General features: G+C 66.5%; 15 protein-coding genes. 4 read left to right on the forward strand and 11 right to left on the reverse strand.

What is annotated here, in order from left to right; all coding sequences use genetic code 11:
- Positions 1-139 precede the first annotated feature (139 nt).
- A complete protein-coding gene (locus tag DPQ23_RS15655) occupies positions 140-499 on the forward strand; it encodes a recombinase family protein (RefSeq protein ID WP_112875446.1) in 360 nt (119 codons plus the stop codon).
- A gap of 371 nt (positions 500-870) precedes the next feature.
- Here the strand turns inward: DPQ23_RS15655 and DPQ23_RS14225 are convergent, their stop codons facing one another.
- The 9 genes from DPQ23_RS14225 to aceE form a co-directional block, all read right to left on the reverse strand.
- On the reverse strand, positions 871-1725 hold the full coding sequence (locus DPQ23_RS14225) for a DMT family transporter (protein ID WP_112875447.1): 855 nt from the start codon (positions 1723-1725) through the stop codon (positions 871-873).
- Between the two features lie 513 nt (positions 1726-2238).
- Positions 2239-3948: a D-lactate dehydrogenase gene (gene dld / locus DPQ23_RS14230; RefSeq protein ID WP_052041972.1), complete on the reverse strand. Its 1710-nt coding sequence runs from the start codon at positions 3946-3948 to the stop codon at positions 2239-2241.
- Positions 3949-4033: 85 nt separating this feature from the next.
- A complete protein-coding gene (locus DPQ23_RS14235; protein WP_112875448.1) occupies positions 4034-4675 on the reverse strand; it encodes a LutC/YkgG family protein in 642 nt (213 codons plus the stop codon).
- The gene (locus tag DPQ23_RS14240) at positions 4672-6093 is read right to left on the reverse strand and encodes a lactate utilization protein B (protein ID WP_112875449.1); all 1422 of its coding nucleotides are present in this window, start codon (positions 6091-6093) and stop codon (positions 4672-4674) included. The genes DPQ23_RS14235 and DPQ23_RS14240 overlap by 4 nt, the downstream gene beginning before the upstream one ends.
- Positions 6094-6095: 2 nt before the next feature.
- Positions 6096-6863, reverse strand: coding sequence for a (Fe-S)-binding protein (locus tag DPQ23_RS14245; protein WP_112875450.1), 768 nt, complete (start codon positions 6861-6863; stop codon positions 6096-6098).
- Positions 6864-6873: 10 nt separating this feature from the next.
- The gene (locus DPQ23_RS14250) at positions 6874-8649 is read right to left on the reverse strand and encodes an L-lactate permease (protein ID WP_112875451.1); all 1776 of its coding nucleotides are present in this window, start codon (positions 8647-8649) and stop codon (positions 6874-6876) included.
- A 111-nt stretch (positions 8650-8760) separates the two neighbouring features.
- On the reverse strand, positions 8761-10536 hold the full coding sequence (gene lpdA / locus DPQ23_RS14255) for a dihydrolipoyl dehydrogenase (protein WP_112875452.1): 1776 nt from the start codon (positions 10534-10536) through the stop codon (positions 8761-8763).
- 14 nt (positions 10537-10550) lie between these two features.
- Positions 10551-11834, reverse strand: a complete 1284-nt coding sequence (gene aceF / locus DPQ23_RS14260; protein ID WP_112875453.1) for a dihydrolipoyllysine-residue acetyltransferase — start codon at positions 11832-11834, stop codon at positions 10551-10553.
- A 21-nt stretch (positions 11835-11855) separates the two neighbouring features.
- The gene (gene aceE, locus DPQ23_RS14265; protein WP_112875454.1) at positions 11856-14510 is read right to left on the reverse strand and encodes a pyruvate dehydrogenase (acetyl-transferring), homodimeric type; all 2655 of its coding nucleotides are present in this window, start codon (positions 14508-14510) and stop codon (positions 11856-11858) included.
- A 719-nt stretch (positions 14511-15229) separates the two neighbouring features.
- On the opposite strand from aceE, the gene DPQ23_RS14270 reads away from it, so the two are divergent.
- The 3 genes from DPQ23_RS14270 (at position 15230) to DPQ23_RS15525 (ending at position 17529) form a co-directional block, all read left to right on the forward strand.
- A complete protein-coding gene (locus DPQ23_RS14270; protein WP_112875455.1) occupies positions 15230-16003 on the forward strand; it encodes a FadR/GntR family transcriptional regulator in 774 nt (257 codons plus the stop codon).
- 174 nt (positions 16004-16177) lie between these two features.
- Positions 16178-16726: a recombinase family protein gene (locus DPQ23_RS14275; protein WP_276310566.1), complete on the forward strand. Its 549-nt coding sequence runs from the start codon at positions 16178-16180 to the stop codon at positions 16724-16726.
- A gap of 386 nt (positions 16727-17112) precedes the next feature.
- The gene (locus DPQ23_RS15525) at positions 17113-17529 is read left to right on the forward strand and encodes a hypothetical protein (protein ID WP_162630771.1); all 417 of its coding nucleotides are present in this window, start codon (positions 17113-17115) and stop codon (positions 17527-17529) included.
- A 346-nt stretch (positions 17530-17875) separates the two neighbouring features.
- Here the strand turns inward: DPQ23_RS15525 and DPQ23_RS15530 are convergent, their stop codons facing one another.
- Positions 17876-18529: an SEC-C metal-binding domain-containing protein gene (locus DPQ23_RS15530; RefSeq protein ID WP_240602819.1), complete on the reverse strand. Its 654-nt coding sequence runs from the start codon at positions 18527-18529 to the stop codon at positions 17876-17878.
- A 268-nt stretch (positions 18530-18797) separates the two neighbouring features.
- Positions 18798-19036 (reverse strand): hypothetical protein (locus tag DPQ23_RS15775; protein ID WP_205961472.1); only part of this gene is annotated, 239 nt, incomplete at its 5' end.

The raw sequence follows: 19036 nt of genomic DNA on the forward strand, positions 1-19036 counted from the left end.
GAAACCGTGCCGATGTTGCTCTGGGCGCTCCTGGCCTCAGGGCAGATCCAGATGCGCAAGGTCGACGGCTGGGAAACCCTCACTCAGCCCCTCCAGCCGATGCCACTTGACCTCGCCGCCTGATCGGAGCCAGCTTCACATGCCCGAAGCGAGCCGCCAGGCAATTTCCACCACATTCGCGACACGACCGGCGACCGAGCAGCCGGTGGATACCGCGACCGCCGCCGGCAAGGCCTTCTTCGACATGCTGGGAGTCTTCGCCGAGTTCGAGACCAACCTGCGCCGCGAGCGGCAGATGGAAGGGATCGCCGCCGCCAAGGTGCGTGGTGTCTACAAGGGCCGCAAGCCGAAGATCGACCCTGAGGAGGTTCGCCGGCTGCACGCGGAGGAGAAGCTGAGCCCCTCTGTCATTGCCCGGCAGCTCGGCATCGCACGGTCGTCGGTCTATCGCTTTCTGCCGCGAACGGGAGGGAACGCCAAGGAAGTGGGTAAGGAGTGAATGTCGAGCCGCCCTGCTTGCCTTCTCCCCTTCGGTAGAACGCGCGCGCCGTCCCACAATCGGAAGCTCAGGACAGGCGATGGCGGCGAGCGGAGCCAGGGCTTCGTTCGGACGAGGGTTGCGAGACAGACTGGCGCTGGCGCAATTCCTTCAGGGCTCCGCTCGCCTTTGGCCCTGTTGCGGTTTGCATACGGTCGCTTGGGCGCAGTGCGCTCTGCAGACGGCGTTTAGGTTTCTCGGGCGTGTCCGGGGAACAAGGCGCCTGCGGCCCTCCCGCGCCCCTGCGCGGGTGGATCGCGTGCAGAGGCTGAGCTACTGCAGAGCAGCTTCGTGGCGCTTGTCAGTGTACGCCACGAACGGGGCCGCCGCGCCTAGCGCCTCGGCACTAGCGCCAGGCCGCCGACACCCGAGGCGAAGATCACGGCAAGGCCGAGCAGGGTCAGCGGTTCCGGCCAGTCGCCGAAGACGAGGAACCCGATCACGGTGGCGGCGATCAACTGGAAATAGATGAGGGGCGCCGAGACCGTCGCCGGCGTCGTCCGGTTCACGACCACCAGCAGATAGTTGCCGAAGGCAGAGGCAAGCGAACTGACGATCACAAGCACCCAGACCCGCAGGTCGGCGCTTGCCGGAATGCTGGCAAGGCCCGCAGGCAGCAGCAGCACCGCCCCGATCACCAGTTGCGAGCCGAGCAGGAAGGGCGGCGGATAGAAGGCGGTCAGCCAGCGCGTCGCGGCAAGATACGAGCCGTAGAGCGTGCCGGCCATCACCGCGAAGATCATGCCGGTCCCCATCTCGCCGCCGGGCCGGACGACCAGCAGCACGCCGGCAAATCCCAGCGCCAGCATCACCGTGCGCGCCCAGGACACGCGCTCGCCCAGCACCAGGGCCGACAGCACATAGGCCACGATCGGGCCGATGAAGAAGGCGCCGAAGACATTCGCGATGGGCTCGGTCCGAAGCGCGGTCAGGATCGAGGCGATGGCGCCGACGATCAGGGCCGCCCGCAGGATCAGCCGCCAGTCCAGCAGGCGCCCCAGGCCGGCCGGCCGCAGGCCCAGCACCCAGAACAGCAGCAGGGCCGCCAGCGCGAAGCGCGACCAGGCCACGAACAGCGGCTGCACCCCCGCCCCCGTCAGCAGCTTGCCGGCCGTGTCGCCGCAGACGATCGCCGTGGTGGCAAGGGCGACAAGGCCAAGAACCGTCAGGGGCGCAGGGGTCTGCATCGGCATTTCCTTCAGTCCGCATCGGCGCGCTATCCGGCAGCGCGCAAGGCCGGATCGGAACCCCCCGCATCCCCGGCTGATGCAAGCCTGCCAAGTCCCGCAGACGCAGGGCGGGGGGCGGCAGGCCCACGGGCAGCGACCTGAGTTTGCAGGCAGGTTCAGAACATTGCTCCGCCAGATACCCGGAAGAAAGGAAATGATGAAGCCTGCGCATCGGGACACGGCCATGAAGGCGTGACATGCCGGGCCGCGCCCCGCCCGGTCCGCCGGTCCCGGCCGGATGGCAGCGGCGACCGGTATCCGGGGGGACAGCAGGCGTTGATGTAGAGGGGCAGGACAGGCCGGAGCCGCCGACAGGGGGGCAACGGGCCGCGGATGGCCCGCGCCCGGAACCCTGCCCGGTCGCCCCTGCCGCCTTGCCGCAGACCGGGGCAGAGGCAGACCCGGCGGAACAGCCGTTCCGCCAAAGGCATGAGGGCACCGGACCGATCCCGCCGGGACCGGCGGCAGCCCTCAGGAACGGCGCGTGCCGCCGATTCCGGGGTTGAAGCGCGCCAAGGGATCGAGGCCCTCGTAGAAGGCGGCAAGCTGGGGCTTGGCGTGATAAAGATGGCCCACGTTGTGCTCGGCCGGGTATTCGGCACCCTCGGCGTCCAGCATCGCCAGCATGGCCTTCTTGAAGGCAGCGGGATCGGCGCCCTTCTTCAGCACGTAGTCCAGATGGAAGACGTGGCAAAGGAAATGGCCATAGGAAAGGGTCGCCGCCACCTGGTCCGCCCATTCCGGCGGCACCGGCTTGATCCAGTCGCGGTCGTTGCGCCGAAGCGCCACGTCCAGCGCCACCAGGCCCCCGGTGCGGCGCCGGTTCATCGCTTCGTATCGCACGGCCGCGCCCGCCACCGCAAAGCGGTGCAGCAACGCCTTTGACCCTTCGCCGGGCGTGCAGCGGAACCAGCCGTCGGCGCCCACCGTCTCGTTCAGGATGCGCCCGGCGTGATCGACCGGGGCTTCCACCCTGAGGATCAGGTGATGCTCGAAACGGTTGCGGAAGTCGCGCATCCGGCGCGGCAGCCGTCCCGGCGCAAGCTGGCCCGCGACCTGAAGGACGCGGTCGCTGAGGTCCGAAGTCAGGGGAATCTTCCGCAGCCGCGCATCCGCCCAAGCCTTCAGCGCGAACATTACGGGCATCCGGGCGGTGCCGAACCATTCGATGAACAGGCGCGTGTCCCGGCCAAAGCGGGCCGCCATGTCCCAGGCCTCGCGATGGATATACTCGCCCACGATCGGCAGCGGGTCGAGTTCGGTGAGAAGGCGACGGCGCAGGGTGGCAAGCGCGGCCGCGTCGTTGGTGCCGACGTAAAGGACCTCGGCCGCGGCGGGGCGCGGGAAGGTGTCCAGCCGCACCGCGAAGACGGCGAGCCGCCCGGCGCAGCCCGAGGCCTCGTGCAGCCGCCCCGGATCGGCGTTGAAGCGGCCGGGCGTTTCTGCATCCACGTCGCGGACGCGTTCCGCATAGCCGTGATCGGACGCCGCGCCGGCTTGGGGGTCCACGTCCCCGGGCCGGATCTCGCCCGCATCCAGGCGGCGCAGGATCGCCTCGGGATCATTGCCGAGCCGCAGCCCGAGGTTGTTGACCAGCCGCAGCGTCCCGTCCGCATCCAGCCGGGCGAACAGCGCCAGTTCCGTGTAGGCCGGGCCCCGCCGCACCAAGGCGCCGCCCGAGTTGTTGCAGACCCCGCCCACGACCGAGGCGCCGATGCAGCTTGATCCGATCACCGAATGGGGATCGCGCCCCAGGGGATCGAGCCTGCGCTCAAGCTCGTAAAGCGTCGCCCCCGCGTGGCAGAGGACCTGCGCGCCGTCGAGGATCGGGTCGATCCGCGACAGCCGCAGGGTGTTCACGATCACCACGGGCCGGTCATAGGTGCCCTTGGGGGTCGAGCCCTCGGTCAGCCCGGTGTTGGCCGCCTGCGCGATCACGATCCGTCCCGCCTTCACGCAAAGCTGCAGCACCTGCCACAGTTCCAGCAGCGAGCCGGGGCGGACGACCGCCTCGGCCTCGCCGCCGCCGGAGCGGTATCCCATGCGGAAGCGCTCGGTGTCCTGCGGCCGGGTCAGGACGTGGCGCGGCCCCACGGTTGCGCGAAGCGCGTCGAGGAAGGCCGGGCCGGATTCGACAGGCGCGGGGTCCGCCTTGAGGTCGGTCGGGGATCGCTGCGTCATGGTCGTGAGCTCCAGTCGGATCGGCGATGACGGGGCAGCCCGGACGCGGGATGGTCCGGGATGCGGATGACGGGCGGGACCGGCCTCAGCCGCCGATCATGAGGACATGCAGGAATCCGGGGCCGTGCGCGCCCCGGACATAGCTGCCCTCGATGTCGGTGGTGCCGCTGGGGCCGGTGATGAGGATGGCGTTGCGGGGCTGGGGCTGTCCCGCCATGCGCGCCGCATAGTCTTCGAGATGCGGTAGCAGGCTGCGTTCCTCGAGCACGACGATGTGGTGCAGCGGCAGGAAGGACAGCAGGATCGGCGCATCCGCCCCGGAGTGGATGACCAGCGACCCGGTCTCGGCGATGCCCCAGAGGGCAAGCCCCAAGGCGGCCGTCTGGTCAGGCGCGACGGCGTCATGGGTATCTATGCCCGTCCAGTCCAGAGCGGCAAGCGCCGGGGCCGGCTGCAGCGCCAGCGCCGGCGGCAGGCCATGTGTGTCCAGATAGCGGTTGACCGCCAAGGGGATCGCCGCCCTGTCGGGCAGATGGTCGAAACTCGTCCCGAGGGCCGAGGCTTTCCGCACGAACTCGGCCGCCAGCACCGCTTCGACGGGCCGGGGGCGGACGCTTTCGGGCGCATCCAGCAGGGCGGCGGCCTCGGCGGCGATGGCCTCGGCGGGCGGAAGGGGCGCCGGGCGGGCGGCGCGGATGGCGGCAAGGATGCGGTCGCGGGCGGTCATCTGCGGCCTTCCTTCCGGGCCTGTTCGGCGCGGTACTGTTCCATGAAGGTCCGCCCCAACGGGCGCGGCAGGTCGCGGTAGGCGGTCCAGCCGCCGGCCAGCGGCAGGCTGGCGATCCAGCCGCGCCGCCCGAACAGCCGCAGCGCCCGCACGCCGATGCGGCTGCCCAGGCGGTAAAGCCCCGGCCGCCGCGCCGCCATGGCCCAGAGGCCAAGGGCCGCGCGGACAGACCGGGGCTCCAGCCGCTCGCGCCAGCTGCGCGTGCGCCAGGCCCGCAGCAGCGTGGGCAGGGGGATCTCGACCGGGCAGACCTCGGCGCAGCGGCCGTTCATGGTGCAGGCATGGGGCAGGTCGCGGGATTGCGCGAGCCCGTCCAGAACCGGCGTCAGCACCGCGCCCATGGGACCGGGATAGGTCCCGCCATAGGCGTGCCCGCCGATCTGGCGATAGACCACGCAATGGTTCATGCAGGCCCCGCAGCGGATGCAGCGCAGCATGGGGCGGAACTCGTCCGCCAGCATCCGCGTGCGGCCGTTGTCCACCAGGACAATGTGCATCTCCTCGGGGCCGTCGGCGTCGCCGGGGCGTTTCGGGCCGCAGTGCAAGGTGGTGTATTGCGTCATCTCGCCGCCGGTGGCCGACCGGACCAGCAGCCGCAGCAGCGCAAAGGCATGGGCGGTGGACGGCACCAGCTTCTCGATCCCCGCCGTGACGATATGGATGCGGGGGGGCGTGGTGGTCAGCTCGGCGTTGCCCTCGTTGGTGACGGTGCAGGTGGCGCCGGTGTCCGCGACCAGGAAGTTCGCCCCCGAGATGCCGATGTCGGCACCCAGGAACCTGGCGCGCAGCTCGCGCCGGGCGCTTTGCACCATGGTTGCGGGATCATCGGCGGCGGGCGGCGGATGATGGGCTTCCTTGAACAGGATGGCCACCTGCTCGCGGGTGCGGTGCATGGCGGGCCAGACGATATGCGAGGGCCGTTCGCCCGCAAGCTGGATAATGTGCTCGGCCAGGTCCGTCTCGACCCGCTCGATCCCGGCGTCGGCCAGCGCATGGGGCAGGCCGATCTCTTCGCCCAGCATGGATTTCGCGCGGGTGACAAGCTTCGCGTCGGCCTCAAGGCAGATGCGGGTGATGATGGCGCGGGCCTCGGCGTCATCACTGGCCCAGTGGACGGTCGCGCCCGCGGCGGTGGCGTTCCGTTCGAACATCTCGAGGTAGTGGTCGAGATGGGCGATGACATGGTCCTTGATGGCGCGGCCCCGTGCGCGGGCGGCCTGAAACTCGGGGAAGGCGGCGACCGCGACGGCGCGCTTGCGCTCGGCGTTGCCGGTGGTCCGGTCGATGGCGATCTTCAGGACCGCGTTCTTCAGTTCGGCGTCGGCGCGTTCCTTGAAGCCTTGCTGCGGCGCGTTCATGCTCAGCCCTCCTCGCCGATGGCGGGGCCGCCCGCGCGGCCCGCGACAACCTCGATGGTGTGGAAGCAGCGGGTCTTCGCGCCGCGCCGGTGCAGCTTGCCCGCCATGTTCATCAGGCAGCCGAGGTCGCCCGACAGCAGCAGGTCGGCCCCGGTGCGCTCGACCGCCTCGGCCTTTTCGGTGACGATGGCGTTCGAGATGGAGGAATATTTCACGCAGAAGGTGCCGCCGAAGCCGCAGCAGACGTCGTTGCCTTCCAGCCCCCGCATTTCAAGCCCCTCGACCGAGGCGAGAAGCGCGCGCGGCTGCGCGGCGATGCCGAGTTCCCGCAGGCCCGCGCAACTGTCGTGATAGGTGGCCGTCGCGTCAAGGCGGCGGCCTCGGGGCCGGTAGCCCATGACATCGACCAGGAAGCTGGTGATCTCGTGGGTCTTCCCGGCAAAGTCGCGGGCGCGGGCGGCCCATTCCGGGTCGCCCGCCAGCAGTTCGGGATAGGCGTGCACCATCGTCCCGGCGCAGGACCCCGAGGGCAGCACGACATAGTCATGGCCCTCGAAGGCGGCGATGGTCCGGCGCGCAAGGTCCGCCGCGTCCTTGTCATCGCCGCTGTTCAGCGCCGGCTGGCCGCAGCAGGTCTGGGCCTGCGGCACCTCGACCCGGCAGCCCGCTTCCTCCAGCAGCTGGATGGCCGCAAAGCCGATCCCGGGCCGGATGGCATCGACAAGGCAGGTCACGAACAGGCCGACGCGCGGATTGGGCTTTGCGGACATTTCACCTACCTCAGCTTCGGACGGCGACGGGGGTGGACGCGCGCCCCCGGTTCCGCGACATGACAAGCAGCACGGCCGCACCCCAGATCACGGCGGCGATCCACCACATGTTGAATCCCCCGGCCAGCAGCGCAAGCCCGATGAACCCGCCCTGGACGATGTAGTAGGTCATCGGGATCAGGGTCATGCGGATGATCTCGCCCTCGCGGTTGACCAGGCCCACCGTCGCCGATGCGGCCACCACGTTGTGCACGCAGATCATGTTGCCCGCGGCCCCCCCGATGGCCTGCAGCGCCACCACGGTGCCCGCGCCCGCCGCGCCCAGACCGATCTGCTCGGCGGTCGAGAACTGGAACAGCGAGAACATCATGTTGCTGATCGTGTTCGACCCGGCGACGAAGGCGCCCATGGCCCCGATCAGCGGCGCGAACATGGGCCATGCCTGACCCACCGCGGACGACACGCCCTCGGCCAGGACGATCGGCATGCTGGCCATCGTGTCCGAGGCCGAGTTGATGAACACCTGCACCATCGGCACCGCCAGCAGCAGCGCGGGCGCGGCGGCGATCATGGTCGAACCCGAGGACCGCAGCGCCCGGCCATAGTCCCGCCCGCTCATCCCGTGCAGGAAGAAGGCGAAGATCGACGCAAGGATCAGCACCGTGCCGGGCAAATACAGAACCTGCACCCGCGCGTTGATGCCCGAGCTGAACAGGTTGTCCAGCGCCAGCGTCACCTCGGGCGAGGTGAGCCATGCCTTGACCGGTCCGACCGCGCGGGTCAGCACCAAAAGCGCCACGACCAGCAGATAGGGCGCCCATGCCTTCAGCAGCGGCATCACCGGACGGCTGGCGTGGTGATCCTCAAGGTCGTCCAGCTTGCCAACCCAGGCGTCGTCCCATTGGGTGCGGGGCGGGAAGTCGAAGACATCCTTCGGCATCAGGAAGCCCGCCCGCGCCGCCGGAACGACGATCAGCAGGCCGATGATGCCGCCCAGAAGCGACGGGAACTCCGGCCCCAGGATGTTGGCGATGATCCAGTAGGGAATGGTGAAGGCGAGGCCCGCGAACAGCGCGAATTTCCAGATGCGGAAGCCTTCGATGAACGAGCGGTTGGATCCGAAGAAGCGCGTCAGCATCCCGACCAGCATCAGCGGGATCAGGAAGCCCACGAGGCCGTGGATGGTGGCGACCTTGACGGCGATCTCCAGCAGATAGTCGCTGTAGGCCATCGGCGCGATGGTCGACTCGACGATCTCCTGGCCGCCGAGGCCAGTGTTGACGCCGACGAGGATCGGCGTGCCGACCGCGCCGAAGGACACCGGCGTGCTTTGAATGATCAGCGTCACGAGAACCGCGGCCATGGCGGGAAAGCCGATCGCGACCAGCAGGGGCGCGGCGATGGCGGCGGGGGTGCCGAAACCCGACGCGCCCTCGATCAGCGATCCGAACAGCCAGGCGATGATGATGGCCTGCACGCGTCGGTCGGGCGAGATGCTGGTGAAGCCATTGCGGATGGACCGGATGCCGCCGCTTTCCTCAAGCGTGAACAGCAGCAGGATCGCGCCGAAGATGATGTAAAGCAGGCTGATCGCGGTGATGGCCCCGTTGGCGGTGGCCCCCAGCACCTTGTTCAGGTCGGTGCCCCAAACCAGAAGGGCCGTTGCCGCCGTGACCAGGTAGGCCACGAACATCGAAAGCTTGGCCGAGCGTTCCAGCACCACCAGCAGCAGGAACACCGTGGCGATGGGCAGCAGGGCCAGGATGAATATCAGGAAACCAGTCATCTTTCCTCCTCGGATCACGGGGACAGCCCCGCCGTCTTGTTGCTCCAGTGGTCCCCGGCGCTACCTCCCGTGCCGGGGCTTTCAGAAAACCGGGATACGGGCGCGCCCGGCTCAGTGCCGCTTCTTCGGCGGGATCAGGTCGGTGATCGTGCCCTCGAACATCTCGGCGGCGAAGTTGACCGTCTCGCTCAGCGTCGGGTGGGGGTGGATGGTATGGCCCAAGTCCACCGCGTCGGCGCCCACCTCGATCGCCAGCGCCACCTCGGCGATCAGGTCGCCCGCGTTCGGCCCGACGATGCACGCGCCGATCACCCGATCGTCGGCCTCGTCGAAGATGACCTTGGTGATGCCTTCCGACCGGCCCAAGGACAGCGACCGCCCCGAGGCCGCCCAGGGGAACACCCCCTTGCCGATCTTGCGGCCTTCGGCCCTGGCCTGTGCCTCGGTCACGCCGACCCAGGCGACCTCGGGGTCGGTGTAGGCGACCGAGGGGATCACGCGGGCGTCGAAATGGCGGTTTTGCCCCGCTGCAACCTCGGCCGCGACCTTGCCCTCGTGCACCGCCTTGTGCGCCAGCATCGGCTGACCCACGACGTCGCCGATGGCGAAGATGTGCGGCACGTTGGTGCGCTGCTGGCTGTCCACGGCGATGAAGCCGCGCTCATCGACCGCGACGCCCGCCGCCTCGGCCCCGATCAGCTTGCCGTTAGGGCGACGCCCGACCGCGACCAGAAGGCGGTCGAAGCTGTCGGTCGTGGTCCCGCCCGTCTCGTCCTCGAAGGTGACGGTCACGCCGTCGTCGCCGGCCTTGACATCCGCGACCCTGGTCCTGAGCAGGATCTTTTCGTAGCGGCCCTCGATGCGCTTGTGCAGGGGCTTCACGATGTCCTTGTCGGCGCCGGGGATGATCTGGTCCATCAGCTCGACCACCGTGATGCGCGCGCCGAGCGCGTCGTAGACCGTGGCCATCTCCAGCCCGATGATGCCGCCGCCCAGCACCAGCATCCGGTCCGGGATGCCGTCCAGCTCCAGTGCACCGGTGGAGTCGATCACGCGGGGGTCGTCATGCGGGATGAAGGGCAGCCTCACCGGCTCGGACCCAACGGCGATGATGCACTGGTCGAAGCTGACCGAGGTCTTCGACCCCTCCTGCTCGACCTCGATCATGTTCGGGCCGGTGAAGCGGCCGTAGCCCGTCACCACCTGCACCTTGCGGCCCTTGGCCAACCCGGACAGGCCGCCGGTCAGTTGCTTGACAACCGAGTCCTTCCAGCCGCGCAGCTTGTCGAGGTCCACCACGGGCGTGTCAAAGGCGATGCCGTGGCCGGCCATCTCCTCGGCCTCGGTGATGACCTTGGCGGCGTGCAGCAGCGCCTTGGAGGGAATGCAGCCGACGTTGAGGCAGACGCCACCGAGGGTCGGGTTGCGCTCGATCAGCACGACCTTCTTGCCGAGGTCTGCGGCCCGGAAGGCGGCGGTGTAGCCGCCAGGGCCGGAACCGAGCACCACGAGTTCGGCATGAACGTCGCCCCGCGCGGACGCGGGAACCGCCGCCGGGGCGGGCTGCGGCGCGGCCGGGGCGTCAGCCGGGCCGCCGCGCCCGCCATATCCGCTGTCGGTGCTGCGCGGCTCGACCTCGCCCGCGCCCGGACCTGTGCCTGCGGCCTCCAGCGTCAGGATCAGTGCGCCCTCCGACACCCTGTCGCCCGGCTTCACCGCAATTGCCGCGATCCGGCCGGCGGCGGGAGAGGGCACCTCCATCGTCGCCTTGTCGGACTCAAGCTCGATCAGCGGTTGTTCCTCGGCCACCTCATCGCCCACGGCCACGAGGATGCTGATGACCGGCACGTCCTTGAAATCGCCAATATCGGGAACCTTGACTTCCATGACGTCGCCCTCCCTTACAGCATGATCCGGCGCACATCGCCGAGCAGGTGCCGCAGCGTCGCGGCGAAGCGGGCGGCCAGCGCCCCGTCCACCGCGCGATGGTCGTAGCTCAGCGACATCGGCAGCATGTTGCGCGCCACGAACTGCGCGCCGTCCCAGACGGGGGCCATCCGCGACCGGGTCAGGCCCAGGATCGCGACCTCGGGCGCGTTGACGATCGGCGTGAAGGACGTGCCGCCGATGCCCCCCAAGGACGAGATGGTGAAGGTCGCGCCCTGCATGTCCTGCGACTTCAGCTCGCCCGCGCGGGCCTTGGCGCTCAGCTCTCCCAGTTCCTTGGAGATCTCGATGATCCCCTTACGGTCGGCGTCCTTGATGACCGGCACGACCAGGCCGTTTGGCGTGTCGGCGGCAAAGCCGATGTTGTAGTAGGACTTGCGGATCAGTTTGTCGCCGTCGGGATGGATCGACGAGTTGAACTCCCAGTGTTTCCGCAGGGCCGAGACGCTGGCCTTGATGACGAAGGACAAAAGCGTGACGCGGTATCCGTCCTTCTTCGCCTCGTCGTCCAGCTCCTTGCGGTAGCGGTCGATCTCGGTGATGTCGGCGTCCTCGTTGTGGGTGACGTGGGGGACGTTCAGCCAGGACCGGTGCAGCGCGGGGCCGGACAGCTTCTTGATGCGCGGCATCTCGACGTCCTCGACGGGGCCGAACTTCGAGAAGTCCACCACCGGGATCGGCGGGATGCCCATGCCGCCCTGCGTGGGGGCCGCCGCCACCGGGGCGGCGCTGGCCTTCAGCGCGGCGGCCACGTCCTCGCGCAGGATGCGGCCCTTGCGGCCGCTGCCGTTGATCCTGCCGAGGTCGACCCCCAACTGGCGGGCGAAGGCGCGCACCGAGGGTGAGGCATGGGCCTTGCCGAAACCGCTGTCGGTGATAGCGCCCCCCGCCGGGGCTGCCGCGACCGGGGCCGCAGCCAGGGCAGACCCCGCCGCCGGGGCGGGCCGGTCCGGGATGTTCTGCTTGGGCGCGTCCTGCGCCGGGGCGTCAGCGGCCGTCACTCCTTCGGCCTCGACGGTCAGGATCAGCGCGCCTTCGGACACCCTGTCGCCCACGTTGACCGAAATCGCGGCGATCCGGCCTGCGACGGGGCTTGGCACCTCCATCGTCGCCTTGTCGGATTCGAGCTCGATCAGCGGGTCCTCGACGGCGATGCTGTCGCCGACATTCACGAGGATGCCGATGATCGGGACATCCTTGAAGTCGCCGATGTCGGGAACGTTCACTTCGATTGCCATGTGGTTCCTCCTCGTTCCCGATCAGACCAGCCGGGGGTTGGGCTTGCCGCCGTCGATGTCGTATCTGCCAAGCGCGTCCCGCAGCGTGGCTTCGTCGATCGCGCCCTCGCGGAACAGATCGACCATTGCCGCCGCCGCGATGTGGTTCGCGTCCACCTCGAAGAAGCGACGCAGGTTCACCCGGCTGTCCGAGCGGCCGAAGCCGTCGGTCCCCAGCACGGTGTAGCGGCCAGGCACGAAGGCGCGGATCTGCTCGGCATAATTCTTCATGTAGTCGGTGGCGGCGATGAATGGGCCCTTCGCCCCTGACAGCGCCTGCGTGACATAGGGCACGCGCGGCGCCTCAAGCGGGTTGAGCCGGTTCCACCGCGCCGCGTCCTGGCCGTCGCGGGCCAGTTCGTTGAAGCTGGTGGCCGACCAGATGTCGGCGGTGACGCCGAAATCGGCTTCCAGCATGTCGGCGGCCTTGATCGCCTGCACCAGGATGGTGCCCGAGCCCATCAGGTTCACGTGCCGCTCTGCCGGCTGGGCGGCCTCGCGGAAGCGGTAGAGGCCGCGGATGATGCCGTCCTCGACGCCGTCGGGCATGTCGGGGTGGCTGTAGTTCTCGTTCATCAGGGTCAGGTAGAAATACACATCCTCCTGATCCTGGAACATCCGCGTGAGCCCGTGATGGACGATGACCGCCACCTCGTGCTGGAAGGTCGGGTCGTAGCTGATGCAGTTGGGGATGGTGCCGGCCAGGATGTGGCTGTGGCCGTCCTCGTGCTGCAGCCCCTCGCCGTTCAGGGTCGTGCGGCCCGCCGTGCCCCCCAGCATGAAGCCGCGGGCGCGGCTGTCGCCGGCGGCCCAGGCAAGATCGCCCACCCGCTGGAAGCCGAACATCGAATAGTAGATGAAGAAAGGGATCATCGGCACGCCGTGGTTGGAATAGGACGTGGCCGCCGCGATCCAGTCGGCCATGGCGCCGGCCTCGTTGATGCCTTCCTGCAGCACCTGTCCGTCCACCGCCTCGCGGTAGTAGGACATCTGCTCACGGTCCTCGGGCGTGTATTTCTGCCCTTCGGGGTTGTAGATCCCGATCGAGCGGAACAGCCCCTCCATCCCGAAGGTGCGGCTTTCGTCCGGCACGATCGGCACGACATGCTTGCCCAGGTTCTTGTCGCGGATCAGCGTGGTCAGTATCCGCACGAACGCCATGGTGGTCGAGATCTCGCGCTCGCCTGTGCCGGTCAGCTGCGCCTGGAACGCCTCCAACGGGGGGATCTCCAGCTTCGGCGCCTGCGAGCTGCGCTTGGGGAAGTCCCCGCCAAGGGCCTTGCGGCGGTCGGCCAGATAGGCCTTCTGCGCGGTGTTCAGCGCGACGAACGGCGCCTTGGGCAGATCCTCGTCCGAGACCGGGATCCTGAAGCGGTCGCGGAAGGCGCGCAACTGCTCCTCGGCCATCTTCTTCTGCTGGTGGGTGATGTTCTGGCCCTCGCCGGCCGAACCCATGCCATAGCCCTTGATGGTCTTGATCAGCAGGCAGGTCGGCTGGTTCTTCGTCTCGATGGCCTTGCGGAAGGCGGTGTAGACCTTTTCGGGGTCGTGGCCGCCGCGGCTCAGCGCCCAGATCTGGTCGTCGGTCCAGTCCTCGACCAGCGCCGCGGTTTCGGGATACTTGCCGAAGAAATGCTTGCGGATGTAGGCGCCGTCCTTCGACTTGAAGGTCTGGTAGTCGCCATCCACGGTCTCGTCCATCAGTTGCCGCAGACGGCCGGTGGTGTCCCTCTCCAGCAGCTGGTCCCAGCCCTTGCCCCAGAGCAGCTTGATGACGTTCCAGCCGGCGCCCCGGAAATCGCCCTCCAGCTCCTGCACGATCTTGCCATTGCCGCGGACCGGCCCGTCCAGCCGCTGCAGGTTGCAGTTGATGACGAAGATCAGGTTGTCCAGCTTCTCGCGCGAGGCCAGATCGATGGCGCCGCGGCTTTCGGGCTCGTCCATCTCGCCGTCGCCGAGAAAGCACCAGACCTTGCGGTCGGCCATGTCGATCAGGCCCCGGTTGTGCATGTATTTCATGAACCGCGCCTGGTAGATCGCCATCAGCGGCCCGAGGCCCATCGAGACGGTCGGGAACTGCCAGTAGTCCGGCATCAGCCAGGGATGCGGATAGGACGAAAGCCCGCCCCCGCCCACCTCGGAGCGGAAGTTCAGCAACTGCTCCTCGGTGATCCGGCCTTCCATGAAGGACCGCGCGTAGATGCCGGGGATCACATGGCCCTGGAAGAACACCAGGTCGCCCCCGTGAATCTCCGACTGCGCGCGCCAGAAGTGGTTGAGGCCCACGTCATACATCACCGCCGACGAGGCGTAGGAGGCGATGTGCCCGCCGTATTCGCTGGATTCCTTGTTGCGTCGCACGACGGTTGCCATGGCGTTCCAGCGGTTGATGGTGCGGATGCGCCATTCCATCTCCAGATCGCCGGGGAACTCGTGCTGGTCGTCCACAGGGATCGTGTTCTGATAGGGCGTCGTAGCCGAGAATGGCAGGTTGGCGCCGGCCGCGCGGGCCTGCTGCACCGCCTTGTCCAGCAGGAAATGCGCGCGGTTCGCGCCGTCGCGCTCGATCACGTCGGCGATCGCGTCCTGCCATTCCTGCGATTCGACGGGGTCGATGTCAGAAGCCTGATCTTTCATCATGTTTCCCTTGGCTGAAGCACTATCCGAGGTATGCGAAGGTTGGCGTAGGCGGGCACAAGGCGCGCCTTGCAGGGGACGCAGCGGCGGCCGATCCCTGAAGGGCGCCCGGAGATGTCAGAGCGGCCAGGGCGATGACGGTTCCGGCCATCCTGCGCCGTCCTTTCACCCAGACATGGCCTCAGCCTGCGCAGAACTTTTCCGCGCACACAACGATTTCCGGATGGTCCGTCCTGTTGATATGCGCCTCGCCCGCCTGGGAAACGCGGAAGCGGCGACCGGATCATGGCAACGGCGCGATCCGTCATGCCTCGCCGGGCAGGCGGTACGCTCCGGGGTCGCGTGAGGCTGGACTCGGGACTTGCGCAGGCCCGGCCCCTGAAGCCGTGCCTTGGCAAGGCGCAAGCGTCTTGCTCGGTATGATCGGCATCCTCTCGCTCCCTCTGACCGCCCCTCCCGGCGGGCGACAGCGATCTGTCGCAAGAGGTTAATAATATTGTCCTCTACAGACGGTCAATATTTTTCTTTACCACAGGAGGAGGCTGAGCAAGATCCTAGGGCGACCACGCCGTAGGAAGAGGCATGGGCCGCAAAAGGTGGTTTCGATAAAATTCCTAATTACAGATACTTGCTCAACCGTTAGACTGCCTTGAAACCAGTCCTTCCAAGGTAAACATTATTACTGACTGCCTGCGCCGAGCAGCCGAGGAGTGCCGACCATGATCGCAGTGGATGTCTTTGAACCCATCGACCACGAATCGGTGGTCCAGATGGTAGTGGACAAGATCGAGACGATGATCGTTGACGGGGTGCTGAAGGGCGGCGCCCGCCTGCCGTCCGAACGCGAGATGGCCGACGCCTTCCACGTCTCGCGCCCGAAGCTGCGCGAGGCCCTGCAGGTTCTTGAAAGCCGCAATCTCGTCACGGTCCGCCACGGCGACGGTACCTATATCGCCGAACTCACTGGGCGAGCGATGTCGCCCGCGATGCTGGCCCTTTATGCGCGCCATGGCGAGGCGTTCCACGATTATCTGGAATATCGCCGCGAGCAGGAGGCATTCGCGACCCGCCTTGCCGCCCAACGCGCGACCGCGGCCGACAAGGAACGCCTGGCCGCGATTCGGGACGATCTTCAGGCCGCCTGGGACGCCCAGGACTGCGAGGCCGAGCGGGAGGCCGATTTCCGGCTGCACAGCGCGGTCGTGGACGCCAGCCACAACACGACGCTGATCCACATGATGGCCTCGGTCTTCGACCTGACCCGGCGGGGCATCTTCTACAACCGCGACCTGCTGCGCAGCATCGACGGCACCGGCCGCAAGCTCTTGGACCAGCACCTCGGGATCATCGCGGCGATCGAGGCGGGCGACCCCGCCCTGGCCGACAAGGCCGCCCGGGACCATCTGGACTTCGTCGAACAGTCGATCCGCCTTGGCCGGGAACTGCAACGCCGCGAACGCCGTGCCCGGATGCGGCTCAACTCGGCGGAGTGACGAGAGGGGAAGCGACTGGCGGGGAAGGTGACGGCGCCGAAATGGAACTCAGGCCGCAGAAGCTTGCTGGGATCGGTATGATCGATGGCATCTGCCATTGCTGAAAAGGCGGGGTAGCCCCTCATCGATGCCGTGCTGTACACTCCTGACATACAGTGCAGTTGTCTTCTGAAAGTGACATCGACCGAGGACCAGGACTTGCGGCTGCAACGGGCCGCCCTGAAGGAGGCGGGATGCCGCCGGACCTTCGAGGAGAAGGTGTCGGGCGTGAAGCGCGACCGGCCCGAGCTGGCCCGAATGCTCGATCAGCTCCGCGACGACGATGTGGTGGTGGTGACGCGCCTGGACCGGCTCGCGCGCTCGACCCGCGACCTGCTCGACATTGCCGAGAAGCTGAACGAGATCGGGGCAGGGCTCAGCTCTCTGGCCGAACCGTGGGCGGACACCACTTCTCCGGCGGGCCGCATGGTGCTGACAGTGTTCGCGGGCATGGCCGAGTTCGAGCGGGAGCTTATTCATCAACGCACGAGCCACGGCCGGAACGCGGCCAGGGAAAGGGGCGTACGGTTCGGTCGTCCCCCCAAGCTGACAGCGGATCAGCGGACGTTGGCCGTGCGGCTGATCGCCGAAGGCAAGTCGGTCCGCGAGGCAGCGGGGCTGCTGAACTGCCATCCGGCCACCCTCTACCGGGCGCTGCCCGCTGCGGATCTCTCACCTGATTAAGCGGAAGCCAGCATGCCGCTTTGAGCTCTTGGCGTTGTGCGAATCGGAAGAACCGCGTATTCAAAAAGTATCAATAAGGATTGATGCGCTTCAGAGCCACAGTTCTACAGGCCGTGACTTCATGCTTCATCGTTTCGTGAGGGTGTTTTGCCGTGCGCCTTCTCTGTTCGATCTTGGTTGCGCTTCTCGGTCAGCTATTTCTTGGAGGCGTTGCGGCTGCGCAGGTGCAAACGCAGTACGTAGATGGTAAGCTATTCGGATCGGGCTGCGACAACATTCAATGCCTATTGCCTGTTCCAATATACATCACCGCCGAACCTCATAACATAGACAGGGCAGTTGCAGACTGCGCGAACTCGAATTTCTGTAAAGGGGCTGTCGTTGCCTTGGCAGCCTATGCCGGTATCGAGCCTTCATCCGTCAATCAGGTGATGACCGCCTACGGACAAGCACATCGGATCTTGACGGGCGGTGCAGGCGGAAACGAGCATGTCGTTTACGTTGATGCACCTCCTGGCTATGTCCTGTGCAACATCGCGTGGCATACGTGGTCCGTATCCGGAGGATCGACTGTGAGCGGAACCTACCGTTCCGACAGGCGTCAGGCCAGGTTCTATGCCAATGTTCCGGTTCAGGGTTGGCTTTCTGGAAGGTCTTGGACAAAAACAATGGTCCAGCTCCATTTTCTGCGAGATGGATTTCCTTGGAATTGCTCTGGCTGGCACTATCAGGACCAGTACGGCTATGTCATGTTCGACCAGAACGGACTGAGCGCGCTTAGCGGTGGTGCGTTCTTCCAGTAAGAGGGCGATCTGACTTCGTTCGTCCTTCTGAGCGTCGGTCCGCTCGCTCTGCGGCCGGAACTTGATCGATGTGTCACAGCGGCCGCCGTCGGTGATGATCTCGATCCCAGACATAAGCACGTGCTCAGGCATAGGCCTAAGCCTTCATGGCTATGCCTAAGTGCCCGTCGAGACGAGGGCCAGTTCAGCGGTCGCTACGGCAAGAGGGCGCCTTGAGCCCATCGCCGACGTTCGTTACAGCCGTAGCTAGTGCAGGTGCAGCAAAAGTAGTTCAGCCCGAGCCGGACCTTCGTTCGATGCTAGACGGAAGGCTGCTATCAAAGGGGCGACAAGCTTGCGCCGATATTTAGGATAATTTCTTAGGCGAAATAGTGCTGTACATTCGCTTGGCTATAAAGGGCGGAATTTGCCGGGTCAGTCTTTGGAAGTCGTCACTATGACACTGCCTTAGACGCCTTCCACTCCCGCAGGGACAAAGCGCGTGTCCCTTGATCTGCTGGCGCGACAGAAGGAGGAGGTGATCGGAGATGATCTTTGCGTCCAGCGCGATACCGAGCAGATCGGCATAGGCTTCTAACACCCCGAGCATCCCGTGTGATCTTTCGCCGAAGGGCCACACGCCGTTGACTTCATAGTATGTCTGGCTGACGAAATAGTCGTGCATCAATCCCGTGAAGAAGGTCTCAAAGCGGTGATCCGGAGCTCTTAAGAGCCATTCTTCCCAGACACCCAAGCAACAATTCCCATCTTTTGGAAAGACGTGACGGTCGGCTATCCGGGGAATGCGGCCGCCTTCCTCAAATACCACCGGTTCCTCTGCTGGAAAGCCGGCCGTAATCCCTGCCTTTATTTGGTATGAGTCGAAAGGACCATCAGGTCCAGAAACGACGAACAACCCCTCAAGGATGATGAGGTTGTCGGTCCTCGAAGCGGTCAGCTCTGGCTGATGGCGGTCCACTGCCTGCTGGACCTCAGAAAAGAGAGCGTCGGGGATCGTCACTTCGACCAAGGTTTTCCGCCACTCCCACTTTCTTTTCGGGCACTCACAGCCGCTTCCATCCGTGACACCTTCTCACTGTCCGAGAGGGCCGCCGCAGCCTGGGAAGCCAGGAACGGTGCTGCCAGTCCCGTGGCGCCGAAAGCGCTCTTCTTCTCGAAGGGTGCGGAGGCGCTATTCGCCGCGTCCTCGGTGTCTTCTTCGAAGAAGCTGTGGCGGAAGACCGTCTTCCAAATATTATTGGCATCCGCATCTGTCGAGTTATCGGCATCTAGCTTGTCGAGTCCCTGACGGACTCCTTCGCCTGATCGATCAGTCTCCCAATGCGGTCAACGTCCTTCTCGTCGGAGACCTGGATGCCATTGGCGTAGACAGGTGAATGCTTGGACCGGTTAGACAGCGCCCGGAGCGTCTGGTCGTGTCTCGGAAGTGGTGGAAATTGGAAGGCGGCGTAATCTCCGGGTGAAGTCTCACCCACCCAACCGGCGGCGGCAACCGCCAGGGAGATCA

It is taken from the genome of Paracoccus endophyticus (assembly GCF_003286075.1).
Lineage (GTDB): Bacteria > Pseudomonadota > Alphaproteobacteria > Rhodobacterales > Rhodobacteraceae > Paracoccus > Paracoccus endophyticus.

Excerpts from the sequence above, each read along its gene's own strand:
- DPQ23_RS14270 (WP_112875455.1), top strand. The coding sequence starts at position 15,230 with ATGATCGCAGTGGATGTCTTTGAACCCATCGACCACGAATCGGTGGTC.
- DPQ23_RS14250 (WP_112875451.1), bottom strand. The coding sequence starts at position 8,649 with ATGACTGGTTTCCTGATATTCATCCTGGCCCTGCTGCCCATCGCCACG.
- DPQ23_RS14245 (WP_112875450.1), bottom strand. The coding sequence starts at position 6,863 with ATGTCCGCAAAGCCCAATCCGCGCGTCGGCCTGTTCGTGACCTGCCTT.
- DPQ23_RS15655 (WP_112875446.1), top strand. The coding sequence starts at position 140 with ATGCCCGAAGCGAGCCGCCAGGCAATTTCCACCACATTCGCGACACGA.
- DPQ23_RS14225 (WP_112875447.1), bottom strand. The coding sequence starts at position 1,725 with ATGCAGACCCCTGCGCCCCTGACGGTTCTTGGCCTTGTCGCCCTTGCC.
- aceE (WP_112875454.1), bottom strand. The coding sequence starts at position 14,510 with ATGAAAGATCAGGCTTCTGACATCGACCCCGTCGAATCGCAGGAATGG.
- DPQ23_RS14240 (WP_112875449.1), bottom strand. The coding sequence starts at position 6,093 with ATGAACGCGCCGCAGCAAGGCTTCAAGGAACGCGCCGACGCCGAACTG.
- aceF (WP_112875453.1), bottom strand. The coding sequence starts at position 11,834 with ATGGCAATCGAAGTGAACGTTCCCGACATCGGCGACTTCAAGGATGTC.
- dld (WP_052041972.1), bottom strand. The coding sequence starts at position 3,948 with ATGACGCAGCGATCCCCGACCGACCTCAAGGCGGACCCCGCGCCTGTC.
- lpdA (WP_112875452.1), bottom strand. The coding sequence starts at position 10,536 with ATGGAAGTCAAGGTTCCCGATATTGGCGATTTCAAGGACGTGCCGGTC.
- DPQ23_RS14235 (WP_112875448.1), bottom strand. The coding sequence starts at position 4,675 with ATGACCGCCCGCGACCGCATCCTTGCCGCCATCCGCGCCGCCCGCCCG.